We start from the raw sequence: 17166 nt of genomic DNA on the forward strand, positions 1-17166 counted from the left end.
CCAGTCGGCGCTGAAAATGAGGAGAGGTAAATGGCTCTGCAACAGGACATTATCGCGGCGCTGGGCGTCAAGCCCACTATTGATGCTCAGGCAGAAATTCGCACCAGCGTTGAATTTCTTAAATCCTATCTGAAAACGTATCCGTTCCTGAAGTCGCTGGTGCTGGGCATCAGCGGCGGTCAGGACTCTACCCTGACGGGTAAGCTGTGCCAGATCGCCATTAACGAACTGCGGGCTGAAACCGGCGACGGCAGCTACCAGTTTATCGCGGTGCGCCTGCCGCACGGCGTACAGGCCGACGAGCAGGACTGCCAGGACGCCATTGCGTTTATCCAGCCCGACCGCGTGCTGACGGTGAACATCAAGGCAGCGGTGCAGGCCAGCGAGCAGGCGCTGCGCGATGCCGGAATCACGCTTTCCGATTTTATTCGCGGCAACGATAAAGCGCGCGAGCGCATGAAAACCCAGTACAACATTGCCGGTATGACCTCCGGCGTGGTGGTCGGCACCGACCACGCGGCGGAAGCCGTCACTGGCTTCTTTACCAAATACGGCGATGGCGGCACCGATATCAATCCGATCTTCCGCCTGCACAAAGGCCAGGGTAAGCAGCTGCTGAAAGCGCTGGGCTGCCCGGAGCACCTCTATCTGAAGCACCCCACCGCCGACCTTGAAGACGATCGTCCGGGCCTGCAGGATGAAGTGGCGCTGGGCGTGACCTATGAGATGATCGACCGCTATCTGGAAGGGCAAACTATCGACCCGGCGGCAGCGAAAACCATCGAGAACTGGTATCTGAAAACCGAACATAAACGCCGCCCGCCGATCACGGTGTTTGACGATTTCTGGAAACGTTAACACCTTCGGCCTTTTCACCGGTTATTCCTTACGCGAAAACTCCTGCTATACTGTGCGCATACACAGTAGCCGGAGTTTTTAGTGGCCAGAAGAATAGCCAGTCATCGCCTTGAGTTTGAACCCGCCGCAATCTACCAGTATCCGGAACAGCTGCGTCCGTGGCTGGAATCCCTGCCCACCCTGCCCGGCGTCTATATTTTTCATGGTGAAAGCGAAACCCTGCCGCTGTATATCGGTAAAAGCGTCAATATCCGCAGCCGGGTGCTGTCGCATCTGCGCACCCCTGATGAGGCACGCATGCTGCGCCAGGCGACGCGCATCAGTTTTATCCCTACCGCCGGTGAGCTGGGCGCCCTGCTGCTGGAAGCGCAGATGATCAAACTGCAGCAGCCGCTGTTCAATAAACGCCTGCGTAAAAACCGCCAGCTGTGCGCGCTGCAGATCCGCGCCGGGCGCCCGCAGGTGGTGTATGCCAAAGAGGTCGACTTCTCGCACACGCCGGATCTGTTCGGCCTGTATGCCAGCCGCCGCGCCGCGCTGGACACCCTGCAAAAAATTGCCGACGAGCAGCGGCTCTGTTACGGCCTGCTGGGGCTGGAAACGCTGACGAAAGGTCGCGCCTGCTTCCGCTACAGCCTGAAACGCTGCGCCGGAGCCTGCTGTGGGGAAGAGTCACTGGAGGCGCACCAGCAGCGCCTGCTGGCGGCGCTGGACGCCGTGCGCCTGCAGTGCTGGCCATGGCCGGGTGCCGTGGCCGTGGTGGAAAAGGGCGTCAGCCAGCAGCAGATACATGTGATCAATAACTGGCTCTACCTCGGTTCAGTCAGCGATCTGGCGGATGCCGCCGCCCTGTGCACCACCCCGCCCGGATTTGACAGCGATGGTTATAAGATCCTCTGCAAGCCGCTGCTGAAAGGCAGCCTGCCGATCATCCCTCTACCCGGCGCCTGAACAAAACAAAACCGCCGACGGTGACCACGGCCATTCAGGCGGTGTGGGCAACGTCGGCGGTCTCAGATTTTTTGCAGCCATCCCGGCTCAAACGGGGCAGGCATCCCTCACCCCGTTGAAACTAGCGGATTTACTCTTCTGCAGGCGCCATTTTACCTTCATGGTGCGGCTTTTCAGTCAGACGTTTCTCAAAGTTCTGATTAAACTGTTTTTTCTGCTCAGGAGTCAGCACGTTATACAGCTTGTTCTGCGTCTCCAGCATCGACATTGCCCGCGCTTTGCCGTTGGCAGACATCTGTTCAGCCTGCGCTTCTGCCTTCGCCTTGTCGAAGCTGTCGGAGGCGATAATGTTATGTGCTGCGCGGCGCTCTTCCAGCGACGGGCGCTTCATCTCTTTGTGTGACTCTTTCATGATGGTGCGCATCTGTTGTTTCTGCGCGTCCGTCAGATTCAGTCCTTTAAACATCTCGTGTTGCATACCACCGTGACGCGGCGGCTTATGCGTCATCGGCTTGTCGGCACCCGCCGGCGGTGGCGTCAGAGTATCAGCGGCTGCATGAACGATATTTGCAGCACCCAGAGCCAGTGAAGCGGCAACAAAAACAGAGGTTAATTTACGCATAATATAGTCCTTACTTTTCAGTTCAATGACGACGCGATTGTCGTGATGTCGGAAGCAAGTTTACGGCGCTGAACGTCAAGTAGTCAGAGCGTCAGTAAAGCCCTGAAAGCATAAAAGACAATTTCACGTCAATCATGAAGAGAATGCGAAGATTACGGTGAGGAATTGCAAAAGAATATGAATTTGCACAGGTTTATGCAGAAATTATGGAGGAGTGTAATCCGTGCGGCAGGATAGCGAAAGGAAAAAGTTAACCCATTTGCGGCGACTGGCAATTGCCTGCCAGAGCCGCCACGGGGCGGCTCACCTTCCGCTTACGGCGTCGAGCCCAGCGCCTCATTATGCGCATTATCTTCGACCAGCATCAGCCCGGCTCGCAGGCCGACCGCGACGTTGGGATTAGGGAACAGCACATACTCCCGCGCCTGCTGGACAAAATAACGCTTCTCGCCATCTTCCGCCAGCAGCGTGCCCTGTGGGAAAACGGTGAAGTTCAGCGTGTCATCGCTCATATGCAGCACAAAGCTCTCCGACAAACGGGTGATCTGCTGGGAGACCCGATAGCGGCGCGGCGCCTCAGCGACGGCAGGCAGTTCACCCCCGCAAATCAGCGCGCTCAGCGCCTCGCGGGCGGCGCTGAACTGGCTGAGGTCGTTCTGGCCAAACGGCAGTGCTTTACCCAGCTCCAGCGTGCAGCTGGCAGCCTGAAAATGCTGGCTGCTGTAGTGGGTAAAGGTGCCGCCCGGCGCGCGGTGGAACACCAGCGCCTCCAGTCCGGCAACGCCCAGCCATGCCATAAAATCGTCCGGCCACGGCGTGTCGCGCAGCGGCAGCACGCCAAAGCGCGTATGCCATGAGCCGCGGATTGCGGTGTGCATATCAATATGCCAGCGCACCTCTTCGTACTCGCCGGCCTGCCAGAAGTTCTCCATCGCCTGCTCCAGTCGCCAGGCGCGGCGCGCTTCCGGACAGTCTTCATACTGCTGCCAGCGGCCGCCAAACATCCGGTTCATATCGCCGTGCAGATAGCGCTTATTGCGCCGCAGCGCTGCCGGATTACCATAAATCACCAGCAGACGCGTCTGCAGCGGCCGCTCGCCGCGTAGCAGAGCGTCCAGCAGCGGCTCAACAATTTCCACCGGTGCCGTTTCGTTGCCGTGGATCCCGGCTGAGACCACCAGTGCCATGGTCGCCGGTTGGGTCGGGGTCAGTTCAACAATCCCCTCATCGATCCAGCGCCAGCTGAGATGCTCATTACGCCCCTCAGGCGCGGAGGGGGTTTGCCCGTTTAGCGTGGTGGTGAGGAAGTCCTGCATCGATACTCCTTAGAATCAATCGCCGTTCAGCCCTGACAGGCCGGAGCTGATCTCCGGCCCTGCGATCATCGCGTTACTGCTGAAAACGGTAAACATTGCCTAAGTTTAGCAGCTTCGTCAGCTCATCGAGAGCTTCACGTCCTTCGCGCAGCAATTGCGGGTCGGCGAGGTCAGCCTGCGACAGCCGATCGCGGTAGTGGCGCTCTACCCAGCCGTTGAGCGTGGCGAACAGCTGGTCGTTCATCATCACCGCCGGATTGACCGCCGCCTGCTGCCGCTCGTTCAGCACCACGCGCAGGCGCAGACAGGCCGGGCCGCCGCCGTTGCACATACTTTCGCGCAGGTCGAATACTTTCAGTTCATCAATCAAGCCGCCGCTGGTGACCAGCTCGCTGAGATACGCCCAGACGCCCGCATGGCGGCGCGCCTCTTCCGGCAGCACCAGCAGCATTTTGCCGTCCGGCTTGCTCAACAGCTGGCTGTTAAACAGGTACGTTGCCACCGCATCGGCCACGCTAACCCGGCTGGCAGGAACTTCGATGGCGCTGAAGCCCGGCACTTTCGCTCCCAGCTCCGCCAGCAGCTGCGGCTGATTCACAAAGGCCTGCTGATGGCAAAACAGCGCCTGCTGGTTGCTGACGGCAATCACATCATTGTGGAACACCCCCTGGTCGATCACCGCCGGATTTTGCTGAGCAAACACGGTGCGGGCCGCATCAAGCTGATGCAGCCGCGCCACGGCTTCACTGGCCTCCAGCGTCTGGCGCGCCGGGTAACGCACGGGAGCCACCTCGCCACTGCGCTCTGCGCGCCCGTAGACAAACAGCTGCACGCCCGGCTCGCCGTAGCCGTTGCCAAAGCGGTTGTGGTTGGCCGCGCCCTCGTCACCAAACATCGCCACCTGCGGCAGCGCATCGTGCACGCTGAAGTGGTCACGATCGCGGAAAATGGCGCGCAGCAGCGCCGCCGTGGTAGGGGCTTCTATCGCGCGATGAAACTTATTGTTCAGGTTGGCCACGGTGAGATGCACGCGACCGTCGGCGCTGTCCGCTGAAGGGGATACGGTCGCGGCATTGGCGACCCACATCGCCGACGCCGAGCTGGCGGCAGAAAGCAGCTGCGGCGCCTGTTTTGCCGCCTGCGCCAGCACCTGCGCATCGCTGCCGCTGAAACCAATCTGGCGCAGGGCTGCAATATTTGGCCGCTCGTGCGGCGGGATCACCCCCTGGGCAAAGCCCATATCCGCCAGCGCTTTCATCTTCATCAAGCCCTGCAGCGCCGCCAGCTTCGGGTTAGAGAGCTGGTGCTGGTTGCGGGTTGAGGCTTCATTGCCAAACGACAGCCCGGCATAGTGGTGGGTCAGCCCCGGCAGGCCGTCAAAGTTGACTTCACGTGCGCTCATCGGGCACCTCCCGCATCGCTAAAATCGAGGCCCGGTGACAGAGTGGCAGGCAGCGACAGATCGCTGGACTCCAGCGAGGCCATCGGCCAGGCGCAGTAGTCTGCGGCGTACCAGGCGCTGGCGCGGTGGTTGCCGGAAGCGCCGATGCCGCCGAATGGCGCGGTACTGGCTGCCCCGGTCAGCGGTTTATTCCAGTTCACGATCCCGGCGCGCGCTTCAATCAGCAGCCGCTCAAACTTCTCACGCTGTGGGGAGATCAGCCCGCAGGCCAGGCCGTAGCGGGTGTTATTAGCAATGCGGATCGCCTGGTCGAAATCGTCATAGCGGATCACCGTCAGCAGCGGCCCGAACACCTCTTCATCCGGCAGGCTGGCAACATCGGTCACGTCAATAATGCCCGGCGTCAGGATCGCGCTGTCGCGCTGCGGCCACTGCATCGCCAGCAGCACTTTGCCGCCGCTATCGATGCGTGCCTGCCATTCGCTGTAGATCTTCTCAGCGGCCTGCAGCGAGATCACGCTGCCCATAAAGGGCTGCGGCTCGGCATTCCAGCTTCCGCTGCGAATTTTTGCCGCCACTTCAACCAGGCGTTGCAGGAAGGCATCCCCCGCCGCGCCGCGCTTCACCAGCAGACGGCGCGCACAGGTGCAGCGCTGCCCGGCGCTGATAAACGCCGACTGAATGGCGATATGCACCGCGCCGTCGATATCATCAGGATCTTCGACGATCAGCGGATTGTTGCCGCCCATCTCCAGCGCCAGCATTTTAGCAGGCTGCCCCGCCAGCTGACGGTGCAGCTGATAGCCGGTTGCCGCACTGCCGGTAAACAGCACGCCGTCCACCTGCGGCTCCTGCGACAGCGCCTGGCCGGTTTCGCGCCCGCCCTGTACCATATTCAGCACGCCACCCGGCAGCCCGGCACTCAGCCACAGCCGCACGGTGATCTCCGCCGTCAGCGGCGTCAGCTCGCTCGGTTTGAACACCACGCAGTTGCCCGCCAGCAGCGCTGGCACGATATGCCCATTCGGCAGATGTCCGGGGAAGTTATACGGGCCGAATACCGCCATCACCCCGTGCGGACGGTGGCGCAGTGAGCTGTCGGCGCCATTCTGCTCGCCGGTGCGCTGATGATAGGCGCGCACGGAGATCGCCACTTTATTGATCATCGCCTGAACTTCGGTCTGGGTTTCCCAGCGCGGCTTGCCGGTTTCGCGCGAGATCGCCTCGCTCAGCTCCACTTTGCTTTTTTCCAGCAAAACGGCAAATTTCTCGGCAATTGCCTGACGCTCGGAGAACGGGCGGCGCGCCCACGCTGGAAACGCAGCCCGGGCCGCGGCACAGGCGTCGGTCACCTGCCCGGCGCTGGCGGCTTTACCCTGCCACAGCAGCTCGCCGTGTACCGGATCGGTTTTAGTGATGTTGTCGCCGCCGCCGATCAGCCACTGGCCGTTAATACAGTGCGTCATGCTTTTTTCTCCTCACGAAAAAGTGTCACCACCCGCAGCTTATCGCCCGGCTGGCACAGCAAAATGTCTGCCTGTTCTGGCGTAATGCTGATGCTCTCTGCCTCTGCATCGGCAGGCAGCAGGATCGCGCGAAACTGCTGATAGTTTTCATTCGATACCAGGCACAGCGGCAGCTGTTCGTCCTGCTGCTGGTCGATGCGCGCCGTCATGTGGTGGCTTTTACGAATCGCCCGTACGCGGTCAATGTCGCACTCCAGCGTCGGGCCGCCGTCGAAAATGTCGACGTAGTTCTGGAACTGAAAACCCTCGGCTTCCAGCACGGCACGCGCCGGAGCCGTTTGCGGGTGAACCTTGCCGATCACCTCACGCGCTTCTTCCGTCAGGTAGTCGATATAAAGCGGATGCTTCGGCATCAGTTCGGCGATAAACGCCTTCTGCCCGGTGCCGCACAGATAGTCGGCATCGGCAAAGGACATGGAGAAGAAGCGGCTGCCGACGCTGTCCCAGAACGGTGAAACCCCTGCGTCATCAATCCAGCCGCGCATCTCCGCAACCACTTTTTGCATAAAATGCTGGCGAAAGCCGGCCATAAACAGAAAGCGCGATTTAGATAACAGGTAACCGTTTTTACCGTTGCGGTAGTCCGGGTCGAGGAACAGCGTACAGAGTTCGCTGCTGCCGGTATGGTCGTTGCTGAGCGACAGCGTCGGCAGCATGTTGTAGACGTTCAGCTCTTTCGAGGCGTGCACCTGGGTGCCGACGCGAAAGTTGTACCACGGGTCCTGCAGGCCAACCGCCACTTCAATCGCGCAGATCCCGACGGCTTTCTGGCTCTCACTGTCGGCCAGCACAAAAACGTATCCCTGTTCTGCACGCGGCAGTTTACCCTGCCAGGTCAAAATCGAACGTTCGATACGCGCCGACAGCGTGTCGCTGTCGGCAGGCAGTGAGGTCAGTCCCCCGCCGGTTTTGCCGGCGAGGTGCATCAGCTGCGCCAGATCGTCTCGTTCAACGGGACGAATAAACATCATAGGCCGGCTCCTTCAGTGAGCGTACGGCAGGCGCGTTCAAAGCGTGCCAGCCCTTCGGTCACTTCCTCGCGGGTGATAATCAGCGACGGCGCAAAACGCACCACGTTGGCTCCGGCAATCAGTACCATCAGCCCTTCGCTGGCCGCCGCCTGATTGATCTGCTTAGCCTTACCCTGGTAATCCTGGTTGAGCACGCAGCCGATCAGCAGGCCGAGGCCACGCACCTCAGTGAACAGATGCAGGCGCTGGTTAATCTCGTTGAGGCCGTCAACAAACCACTGGTGACGCTCTTTCACGCCGGCCATCACCTCCGGACGATTGATCAGCTCCATCACTTTTCCACCCACCGCCCCTGCCAGCGGGTTGCCGCCGTAGGTGGTGCCGTGGCTGCCAACGTTGAGGTGCGCCGCCAGCGTTTCGGTGGTCAGCATCGCACCAATCGGGAAGCCGCCGCCCAGCGCTTTGGCGGTGGTCAGCACGTCCGGCGTGACGCCGTAATGCATATAGGCATACAGCGAACCGGTGCGGCCCACGCCGCTCTGCACTTCGTCAAAAATCAGCAGCGCGCCATGCTGGTCGCACAGCTCACGCAGGCCACGCAGGAATGCCGGCTGCGCCGGAACCACACCGCCTTCGCCCTGGATCGGTTCAACGATCACCGCGCAGGTGCTGTCGCTGATCAGCGCGGCAGCGGAGGCGAGGTCGTTATATACCGCGTGCTGAATACCGCCCGGCAGCGGGGCAAAATCTTTCGAGTAGGCGGGCTGCCCACCGGCAGAAACGGTGAACAGCGTGCGGCCGTGAAACGCGTTGTTAAACGCCACGATGCCATTTTTCTTTTCAGCACCATTATCATGGGCCACTTTACGCGCCAGCTTCAGCGCCGCTTCGTTGGCTTCCGCACCCGAGTTACAGAAAAACGCCCGGTCGGCAAAGGTGGCATCCACCAGCTGCTTCGCCAGGCGCAGGATGGGCTCATTGGTATAGCCGTTGCCGGTGTGCCACAGCAGTGCAGCCTGCTGCTGCAGGGCCAGCTGCAGATCCGGGTGTGCATGGCCCAGGGCATTAACCGCAATGCCACCGGCAAAGTCGATATACGACTTGCCCTCCTGATCCCATAAGGTCGACCCTTCAGCCCTGACCGGCACAAAGCTGGCAGGTGCGTAGGTAGGAACAATCCATTGATCAAAGTTTTGACGGGTGACTGACGGTTGCATAGCGGCCTCGTATTTCATTATCCCCTGCTGCATGCAGGGTGAATTAAAAGTTTAAAAAATGTTAATGAGATGATTCATTGCAGCTCTACTGTAGATTGCACGCTGCGTGCCAGCTAGCGGTAAAAATGCATAAACCATTTTGAACAACCGTATATCAATCACTTACGTCAAATTGCTATTCACACTTAATGCATAAAAAGTGAATAAGATTCCGATCCGCCCGGCTTAACCGCACAATAAAAAGCAGAATTATGCATTGCTAAAATAAAATATCGATTATGTGATCGAAGCCAGAATTAGGTTTTAAAAAGAGGCAGTTAGCGCACCAAAATGAACCAGTTGCACCAAAAGAGGGAGGGTTAAGAATGGTTAAAACTCAACACGGGTGGCAGGCTGCCACCCTGTAAAACGGTCAATTACCCGCTCAGGCCGTCATGCGCTCGTTCCATGAGTCTTTGAATACAATGTTTCCGTTACAGTGCTTCCACGTAATGATTTCGTAGCGCAGCATAATGGTTTCTAAATGCGTGCCCGTTGAGGCTCCGGGATAGAGATCCGGCGTGATTGAAACGATTTTGAGGTTATCGAGGAGGATATTGAAATATTCCATTTCCCGACCGGCCTCAGAGATCTCATACAGCTTAATGATCCCGCTTTTCAGCTTTGCTCCGCTCACCAATGCCCGGTAGAGCAGCGGGGTGGTTTTATCGAACTCCTTTTGCACCATAATCGGCGCGTGCACTCGGGTTCCGGTCAGGCGACCGGTATTGCCATCAATAGGAATATTAAGATTATGGCTTAGCGATTTTAACTCAATCGCGCCAACTCGCCCGTTAACCAGCGAGCCACCGACGATAGGCGCGCCACCTTCATCTTCTAACCATAAATAGGCAGGATTTGACATGCTAAACTCCTTCTTAGTTAAAAATATCCATAAAGTCGGGTGCTGCTCTGCAACCTATATTTCGGGGTATTGGTTACGCGTTCACTTTAACTTATCAAACGGCGCTGAGATTTTGGTAAAAATCACAACAAGGCCAAGCCAGCCTACAGCGGTAAGAACAAGCCAGTATTTTGGAAAGAAATACCCAAAGAACATTGCTACAGCCACCATGGCTAGCGGGAATAAGTATTCTGACAAAATCATTGATATCAGGCTTTTAAACATCAAAGATATCTCCCATGATTTTTACGGCCTCTTCAACACTAACGCCCTCGTGTAATTTATTTCTAATCTGCTGCACAGCAAAATTAAGTATGGGGTCAACAAAAATATAGAGCATTTCTAATTGCAACTCATAAAGAGCCCAGTAATAATTAGGCTCGATAGCCTTAAGCTTTCTTGCTGCCATCGCTGCCTTCTGCTCAATGCCATAGACTTGAGCCACCTGCACCAGGTAAGGCATGTTTTTAGAAACTATTTCAGTAACACTTTCAGTTAATATCTTTGACTCAGCCATACTTTTTGCCAAAGGATAGATAAGTGCAAGGCGTGTTGTTTTACCTACAAACCTATTGCCCTGAGCCTCTGTAAACACCCGCACTAAATTACGGACAGTACCTTTCTCATTTTTTCCTGTTGCATCATCTACAACCATTGAAATGTACATCATAATCATCAACTGGATCGCATCACGATATCTATAGAGTGATTTTATTGAGAGATACATCCGATAATCTTCGGTTTTCAATTCCTGGCAGACATCTGCATACCTTTCAGTCAGGCAGGAGGTGTACCAGGAAGCGCGCTCCACTCCAGAGTAAACATTAGAAACCACGCCCTGGGCAGAACGGATAACGTTTTTAAGCCCGGCTTCCGAATAAAGCGCAAGCTGCCTGTCGCTGTGAAACTTCAGTTTTAACAGATCTGATGCAGACATCATTACCTCCCCAATAAGTTGAGTTAATTTTTTCATCGTGTCGCATTCAGATAGCGTGAACCTATCGTAAAAATGCTAAATATCTACACCCGATGATTTAACGACCGCAATCATCAACAGACAGTCAACGTCGCAGTCGCTAAAGGGCTATTCAGCATTAAACAATCATTACGTCAGGCGATAGTGTTTATCCGGCACCGGGGTATCGGGCAGTTCGGTTTCCAGACTCATCTCGCGCAGGTTGATCTCAATATTGATACACATGGCATCCAGCGGCAGATGGTTTTTGGCAAGTCCAAACGGCATCTCCAGCTCCTCTGCCAGCGTGTCCAGCGACAGGAAGGTATAGGAGATAAACACCGACACCAGCGGCGTCATGTAATGCAGGTCCGGCACCAGCGCGAACGGCAGCAGCGTACAGAACAGGTAGACCGTGCGGTGCAGCAGCAGGCCGTAGGCAAAGGGCACCGGCATGCTCGCCAGCCGCTCGCAGCCGCCCAGCACCTGCGACAGCTGGTTAATATTGCTGTCCATATGCTGGTAGAGAATATCGGAAATATTGCCACGACGTCGCTGTTCCGCCAGCCAGTTCGACAGCTGCAGCTCAATAAAGTTAGTCGGCGCGCGGCGCGTTAAGATTTCATCGGCTTCATCACCCAGATAGCGGCGCAGGTCCGCATGGGCATCGGTGCGGCGCAGCTGGTGCTTCAGGCTGTAGCAAAATGCCAGCAGCAGCGCCATCACGCGCGGCGCTTCTGCGGGGGAAATGGCCTGCGCCAGCCGCTGCAGCGTGCGGCAGGCAATCAGTAAGTTGCCCCAGAACATGCGCGCCTCGATAAAGCGACCAAAGCAGACGCTGTTGCGAAAGCCAAGAAACACCGCAATCGACACCCCGAGCAGGCTGAACGGGGCCAGCGTCAGCTTAATCCCCAGGGTTTCATACCAGTCGAGACAGTAAATCGCGATGATCGACATCAGCAGATTCAGCGACAGGCGGAACCAGATGCCAGGTAATACCGAACCGTGCCAGGCGAACAGGCGGACAAACCAGTGACTATTTGTTGGGCGGATGATCATGATGTGAGGATGAGTGGGATTTTTCGCGATTGTGCGGAAAAATCTCGCGCCTGAGAAGTGATATTTTGTGAGTTTAATCACATATATTTGCTGGCCGCATATTGACAAAAATCACCCTCTCAGCGGCCAGAACATTCCCCTGTTTTCAGGGTGCCATCAGGTTGAAATCGCCGTTATCCGGAGCCTGTAGCGTCACGGGAGGTGCCAGCTTGAGGGTGATCCAGTTCGAGGTAACGCGCTGTTGCCTGCTGTCCTCCAGCGTCACCGACAGATGATATTCATTGCTGGCCCCTTCGCTGCTATCCCACGCGGGAATAATGATGCTCCAGCCCTGGGTACTGGCATTGCTGGCCGGTGGCGTCAGGCTCAGGGCCTGGGTATCCCCCTGCCAGCTGACCGCTTTAATCGCATTGCTGTTGCGCACCTGCAGCTTGAGCGGCAGGGTTTCGCCCGGCTGCACCTGCCACGGCGGCGTGGCAAGGAACACCGACAGGGTTTTACGCTGGCGGAAGGCCATCACCGGGGAATTATTGCGATCGACGCTGTCATAGCGGCTGCCGCTCAGCGACTGCGCCGCCGCGACGTTATCTGCCGATAGCTGTTTACTCAGCGCCACGCCGATGCGGTAGTTCATCTTCAGGGCGAACTGATCCTGCGACTCGCCGCCGTCGCCCTCTTTATGCTGCGCGCTGAGGGTGAACAGCGGCACCGGGGTGTAATTGACGCCGAACGAGACCGCCGCAGGATTGGTCATCTGGGTGCCGCTGTTAAACAGGTCAACGTTCTGGCCAAGGTACTGCTCATAGCTGAGCGAGACGCCCAGCTGGCGGTAAAACGGCAGGTAGCCGCGGGTAGTAATATCGTAACCGCGCGCCATGCGCATCTGGCTGGTACTGCTGCGGTTGCGCCAGCCGGAGAGCGGCTGGTAGTAGTTGGCGGAGAAGCGTAAATACTCGCCCCAGGCCTCGGCCCCCAGCGAACCGCGCTGCTGGCTGGAGTCGATGAGATCGTCGACAAAGGCGTTATAGCCAAGTCGCCAGCTGCCGGCGATCCAGCGCTGACCGAGACCGGCATTGCCCACCGTGCCATATTCCGTCTGCTCAACGCCCAGCTGGCTAAAGGTGAGATACTGGTAGTTATCCTGCCACGGCGTCAGCAGCTGCGCCGAGGTGCCGTTAAAGCTCCCTTCCGCATCAACGTTAAGCGATACCGTGGCGCGCCCGTAGGGGGACAGCAGCTGTTCGCCCTCGCTGGCGACGCGCTCGCTGGCCGCATCGCGGAAGCGGTTGAACGCCCAGATCCCCGCCTGTTCACGCAGCGACTTATCGCTGTCGCTGTTCATACTGGCTTCGCCAATCGTTTTCGCTGCCGTGGCGATTTTTTTCGCCAGCTCGCCACTGCTGTCGGTACTGCCCAACTCAGGCAATTGCTGCTGGAGCTGGCTAAAGCGGGCGGGATCGTCAAACGGGGCATCGGCAACGCGGTCAGAAGCGTCAAAGGCATACGCCGGGCACAGCGGCAAACCGCTGACCGCAAGGGTGATGAACAGCGCTGAAAGGGGGAATGGGTGTTTAAATCTGGTCATAACCTCGAAGCAGTGTAGTTTTATAAAAAGTGAGATCTGATTCACAAATCAATAAAACTAACCTTAACACATATTCGCGGGAAGGTCGGATTATCGGGCACGCCCGGAGCTTAAACCGTCGCGCCCGCGGTAAAAAACGTCAAGGGTCTACCTCAGGACATAATCAGGCCACCGTCAACGTTAATGGTCTGCCCGGTAATGTAACGCGCATCGTCAGAAGCGAGGAATGCCACCAGCCCCGCGACGTCCTGTGGCTGCCCGGCGCGCTTCAGCGGAATGCCTTCCACCCATTCAGCCATCAGCTCACCCTTGCCGTATTTTTTACTGTCGCTGCTGAGGATCTCACCCCACACGCGATCGTTGTAGTCCCACATTTCACTCTCAATAATTCCCGGACAGAAGGCATTAACCGTGACGTTGTAACGTGCCAGCTCCTGCGAGAGGCTCTGGGTGATACCGATCACTCCCATTTTGCTGGCGGCGTAGTGCGGCGTATAGATAAACCCCTGGCGGCCCTGTCCTGAGGAGGTGTTGATCAGGCTGCCCGACTGCTGTTTAACCATGTATTTTGCCGCTTCACGGCAGCACAGCCAGACGCCGGTGGTGTTAACCGCCAGAATTTTATCGAAGTCACTTTTCGGCATTTTGTCGAAGGTGTCGATAGTAATCACCCCGGCATTTTGAATCGAGACGTCGATGCTGCCAAAACGTTCGTTGGCCTGGCGGTAAAGCCCCTGCACCTGCTCTTCATCGGTCACATCGACCTGCAGTGCCAGAATCTCGCTGCTGTGCGCCGCTTTCAATTTTTCGGCGGTGGCAAATACGCGTTCGGCGTTAGATACCATCACCAGGTTCGCGCCATCACGGGCAAAACGTTCCGCAATGCCGGCACCGATACCACGACAGGCCCCGGTAATCACCACGGTTTTTCCACTAAAATCTCGCTTCATCTGCTGCTCCTGTTGCAATATTCGTCGTTGACCGGCGGGTCGGGCATGCCCGCCCCCTACGGGTATTGGCAATGTGCACGTATTTTTGTAGGGGCGAGGCATGCTTGCCCCACCCGGAATTTGGCAATGTGCTCGTATTTTTGTAGGGGCGAGGCATGCTTCGCCCGGTGGTATTCGTCGCGGCCAGGCGGGTCGGGCATGCCCGACCCCTACGGGTATTGGCAATTAATTCCGGTTATTGCCCGGCTGCCACAGCGTGCGTTTCACCGCATCCTGCCAGCCCAGCCAGCTCTGCTGGCAGCGCTGATGCCGTTCGGCGTCGGGCTGCCACAGGTCATGCTGCGGCATCATTTCGCGCAGCTGACTGTCGTTGAGCTGACCGAGCGTGCGCCGTGCCAGCAGCCCGGCACCCAGCGCCGACAGCTCGGGCGTGCTGCTGCGCGCCACCGGGCAGCCCAGCAGGTCGGCCTGAAACTGCATCAGCCACGGGTTTTGCGTCGGCCCGCCGTCAACCATCAGTCGCTCCAGGCGGAAACCCGGGTGCTGACGCATCGCCGCAATCACATCGGCAATCTGATAGGCGATCGCCTCCAGCGCGGCGCGGATCAGGTGCGCTGGCGTCACGCCACGGCTTAAACCGCAGATCATGCCGCGCGCCTGGTCATCCCACCACGGCGCACCGGTACCGGTCAGCGCCGGGACGAAATAGACGCCCAGCGTGGAATCGATGCTGGCCGGCAGTTCGTGCAGCGCCCGCGCCAGCACCTGCCCCTTACCGTCGGTTAACCCGGTGGCCTGTGCCATCCACGCCACGCCGTCGCCGGTATGCGGAATATTGCCCTCAAGGCCGTAAACCAGGCGCTCGCCGTCGTGCCACGCCACCGTGGTCGCCAGGCTGGTGATGCTGGTGTCCGGGGTGTTGAGCGGCGCCATCACCGAGGATCCGGTGCCGTAAGTGGCTTTTACCCCGCCCGGGTCGCCCAGGCCGTGACCGTAAAGCGCGGCATGAGAATCGCCCACCATCGCCATAATCGGCAGGCCATCGGCAATCCCTTCCAGCCCGTGCGTGACGCCAAACAGGCTGCCGGACGGGCAGATCTCCGGCAGCGCCGCCGCCGGAATGCCAAACAGGGCCAGCATCGCCCCATCCCAATGGCCGCTGTGCAGATTCAGCAGCTGGGTGCGCGCCGCATTGGAGGTATCACAGCGGAACTGCCGGCCGCCGCTGAGGTTCCACAGCAGCCAGGCATCAATAGTGCCGAGGCACAGCTCGCCATTCGCCGCACGGGCATGGCCATCGCTGACGTTATCCAGCAGCCAGCGCATCTTTGAGGCGGAGAACAGCGGCGCCACCGGCAGCCCGGTGACGGAGCGGATCAGCACTTCCTGGCGATCGTGACGCAGCTGTTCGCAAAATGCCGCCGAACGCGAGCACTGCCAGGTCAGCGCCGGGCCAATCGGTTTACCGCTGTGGCGCTCCCAGCCGATGGCGGTTTCGCGCTGGTTGCTGATCGCCAGCGCCGCCACGTTCTCCTGGCCTACCGTACTCAGCACTTCGCGCAGCACCGTCAGCGAGGCATTAAGCAGCGTGAGGCCGTCCTGCTCCACCCAGCCCGGCTGCGGCGTCGCCACCGTCAGCGGGCGCGAGGCTTTCGCCACCACCTGGCCGCGGGCATCAATCGCCACCGCTTTGACATTGCTGGTGCCTTCGTCCAGCGCAATAATCAACGCTCTAGCCATGGCTAACCTCAGAGAGCGGCGCGGCCGCCTGCTTTTTTTCATGGCGACGCATCAGCACCACTTTGCTTTGCAGCTTCTGCTGGAACTGGTCGATGACCACGGCGGTCACGATAACCAGCCCTTTAATCACCATCTGCCAGAAGTCGCTCACGCCCATCATCACCATGCCATCGGCGAGGAAGACGATAACGAACGCGCCGATGATTGAACCGGAAACCCGCCCGCGCCCGCCCGCCAGCGCCGTTCCACCCAGCACCGTGGCACCGATAGCATCCATCTCAAACATGTTGCCGGTCATCGGGTGCGCGGTTTGCAGCTGCGACGCCACCACCAGCCCGACCAGCGCGGCGCACAGCCCGGAAAAGGCATAGACAAACACTTTGACTTTCACGATCGGCACACCCGCCAGGCGCGCCGCCGATTCGTTACCACCGGCCGCATAGATGTAGCGGCCGAGCGGGGTTTTACGCGTGATATACAGACCGAGCAGCAGGAAACCGACCATCAGCCAGATCGGGAAGTAGACCCCAAGGAAGCTGCCGGACCCGAGCAGCGAGAAGCCGGTGTTGCCGAGCTGCGGCACGCCGACCAGGTTCGCGTAGGTGCTGCCGTCGTTGAACAGCAGGGCTGCACCGCGCGCCACATACATCATGCCGAGGGTACAGATAAACGGCGCCACGCCGAGACGGGTGATCACCGCGCCGTTAATAAAGCCCAGCAGGATGCCAAAAATGGCCACCGCAAGGATCACTTCCGGCACGTTGAGGAACAGCACCTGCCCGCCCCAGATCGGCACGCCGTTGGTCAGCAGCGCACCGGCCACCATGCCGCAGATCCCCGCCACCGCGCCGACCGACAGGTCAATCCCGCCGGTGAGGATCACCAGCGTCATGCCAATCGCCAGCAGCCCGGTGATCGCCACGTGCTGGGTCATGATCAGCAGGTTAGACGTAGTGAGAAAGTTCGGCACCATCACGCTGAAAAAGCCGACGACAATCAGCAACGCAATAAAGGTTCTGGCCTTCAGCAGGTACATATAGAGCAAATATTTCTGATTCATTTTGTCTTCCT

16 protein-coding genes are annotated in these 17166 nt (G+C 58.5%); 2 read left to right on the forward strand and 14 right to left on the reverse strand.

Annotated elements, in window-relative coordinates:
• Window positions 1-30 precede the first annotated feature (30 nt).
• On the forward strand, window positions 31-858 hold the full coding sequence (gene nadE, locus ACLI4M_RS22050; RefSeq protein ID WP_133623484.1) for an ammonia-dependent NAD(+) synthetase: 828 nt from the start codon (window positions 31-33) through the stop codon (window positions 856-858).
• A gap of 81 nt (window positions 859-939) precedes the next feature.
• Complete coding sequence (cho, locus tag ACLI4M_RS22055) at window positions 940-1809, forward strand: excinuclease Cho (RefSeq protein WP_133623483.1); 870 nt, start codon at window positions 940-942, stop codon at window positions 1807-1809.
• Window positions 1810-1939: 130 nt separating this feature from the next.
• Here cho and spy read toward each other — a convergent pair whose 3' ends face one another.
• The 14 genes from spy to ACLI4M_RS22125 all read right to left on the reverse strand — a co-directional run bounded on the left by spy (window position 1940) and on the right by ACLI4M_RS22125 (window position 17155).
• Entirely contained in the window at window positions 1940-2431 is a 492-nt protein-coding gene (gene spy, locus ACLI4M_RS22060; RefSeq protein WP_133623482.1) for an ATP-independent periplasmic protein-refolding chaperone Spy, read from the reverse strand.
• A 314-nt stretch (window positions 2432-2745) separates the two neighbouring features.
• Entirely contained in the window at window positions 2746-3747 is a 1002-nt protein-coding gene (gene astE / locus ACLI4M_RS22065; RefSeq protein WP_133623481.1) for a succinylglutamate desuccinylase, read from the reverse strand.
• A gap of 73 nt (window positions 3748-3820) precedes the next feature.
• Entirely contained in the window at window positions 3821-5149 is a 1329-nt protein-coding gene (gene astB, locus ACLI4M_RS22070; protein ID WP_133623480.1) for an N-succinylarginine dihydrolase, read from the reverse strand.
• Window positions 5146-6615, reverse strand: a complete 1470-nt coding sequence (gene astD, locus ACLI4M_RS22075; protein ID WP_133623479.1) for a succinylglutamate-semialdehyde dehydrogenase — start codon at window positions 6613-6615, stop codon at window positions 5146-5148. The genes astB and astD overlap by 4 nt, the downstream gene beginning before the upstream one ends.
• Complete coding sequence (gene astA / locus ACLI4M_RS22080; RefSeq protein ID WP_133623478.1) at window positions 6612-7646, reverse strand: arginine N-succinyltransferase; 1035 nt, start codon at window positions 7644-7646, stop codon at window positions 6612-6614. The genes astD and astA overlap by 4 nt, the downstream gene beginning before the upstream one ends.
• Window positions 7643-8863: an aspartate aminotransferase family protein gene (locus ACLI4M_RS22085; protein WP_133625058.1), complete on the reverse strand. Its 1221-nt coding sequence runs from the start codon at window positions 8861-8863 to the stop codon at window positions 7643-7645. Before ACLI4M_RS22085 ends, astA begins: the two co-directional genes overlap by 4 nt.
• Before the next feature lie 424 nt (window positions 8864-9287).
• The gene (locus ACLI4M_RS22090; RefSeq protein ID WP_133623477.1) at window positions 9288-9767 is read right to left on the reverse strand and encodes an Hcp family type VI secretion system effector; all 480 of its coding nucleotides are present in this window, start codon (window positions 9765-9767) and stop codon (window positions 9288-9290) included.
• A gap of 81 nt (window positions 9768-9848) precedes the next feature.
• Window positions 9849-10031: a hypothetical protein gene (locus tag ACLI4M_RS22095; RefSeq protein ID WP_133623476.1), complete on the reverse strand. Its 183-nt coding sequence runs from the start codon at window positions 10029-10031 to the stop codon at window positions 9849-9851.
• Entirely contained in the window at window positions 10024-10779 is a 756-nt protein-coding gene (locus ACLI4M_RS22100; protein ID WP_133623475.1) for a hypothetical protein, read from the reverse strand. Before ACLI4M_RS22100 ends, ACLI4M_RS22095 begins: the two co-directional genes overlap by 8 nt.
• A gap of 132 nt (window positions 10780-10911) precedes the next feature.
• A complete protein-coding gene (locus ACLI4M_RS22105; RefSeq protein ID WP_133623474.1) occupies window positions 10912-11820 on the reverse strand; it encodes a bestrophin family protein in 909 nt (302 codons plus the stop codon).
• A gap of 145 nt (window positions 11821-11965) precedes the next feature.
• A complete protein-coding gene (locus ACLI4M_RS22110; RefSeq protein WP_133623473.1) occupies window positions 11966-13405 on the reverse strand; it encodes a YchO/YchP family invasin in 1440 nt (479 codons plus the stop codon).
• Between the two features lie 152 nt (window positions 13406-13557).
• Complete coding sequence (locus ACLI4M_RS22115) at window positions 13558-14355, reverse strand: SDR family oxidoreductase (protein ID WP_133623472.1); 798 nt, start codon at window positions 14353-14355, stop codon at window positions 13558-13560.
• A 225-nt stretch (window positions 14356-14580) separates the two neighbouring features.
• Window positions 14581-16095, reverse strand: a complete 1515-nt coding sequence (locus tag ACLI4M_RS22120) for an FGGY family carbohydrate kinase (protein WP_133623471.1) — start codon at window positions 16093-16095, stop codon at window positions 14581-14583.
• Window positions 16088-17155, reverse strand: a complete 1068-nt coding sequence (locus ACLI4M_RS22125) for an ABC transporter permease (protein WP_062820952.1) — start codon at window positions 17153-17155, stop codon at window positions 16088-16090. Before ACLI4M_RS22125 ends, ACLI4M_RS22120 begins: the two co-directional genes overlap by 8 nt.
• Window positions 17156-17166 lie beyond the last annotated feature (11 nt).

The sequence above is a fragment of the Erwinia sp. LJJL01 genome (assembly GCF_047300805.2).
Classification (GTDB): domain Bacteria; phylum Pseudomonadota; class Gammaproteobacteria; order Enterobacterales; family Enterobacteriaceae; genus Erwinia; species Erwinia aphidicola.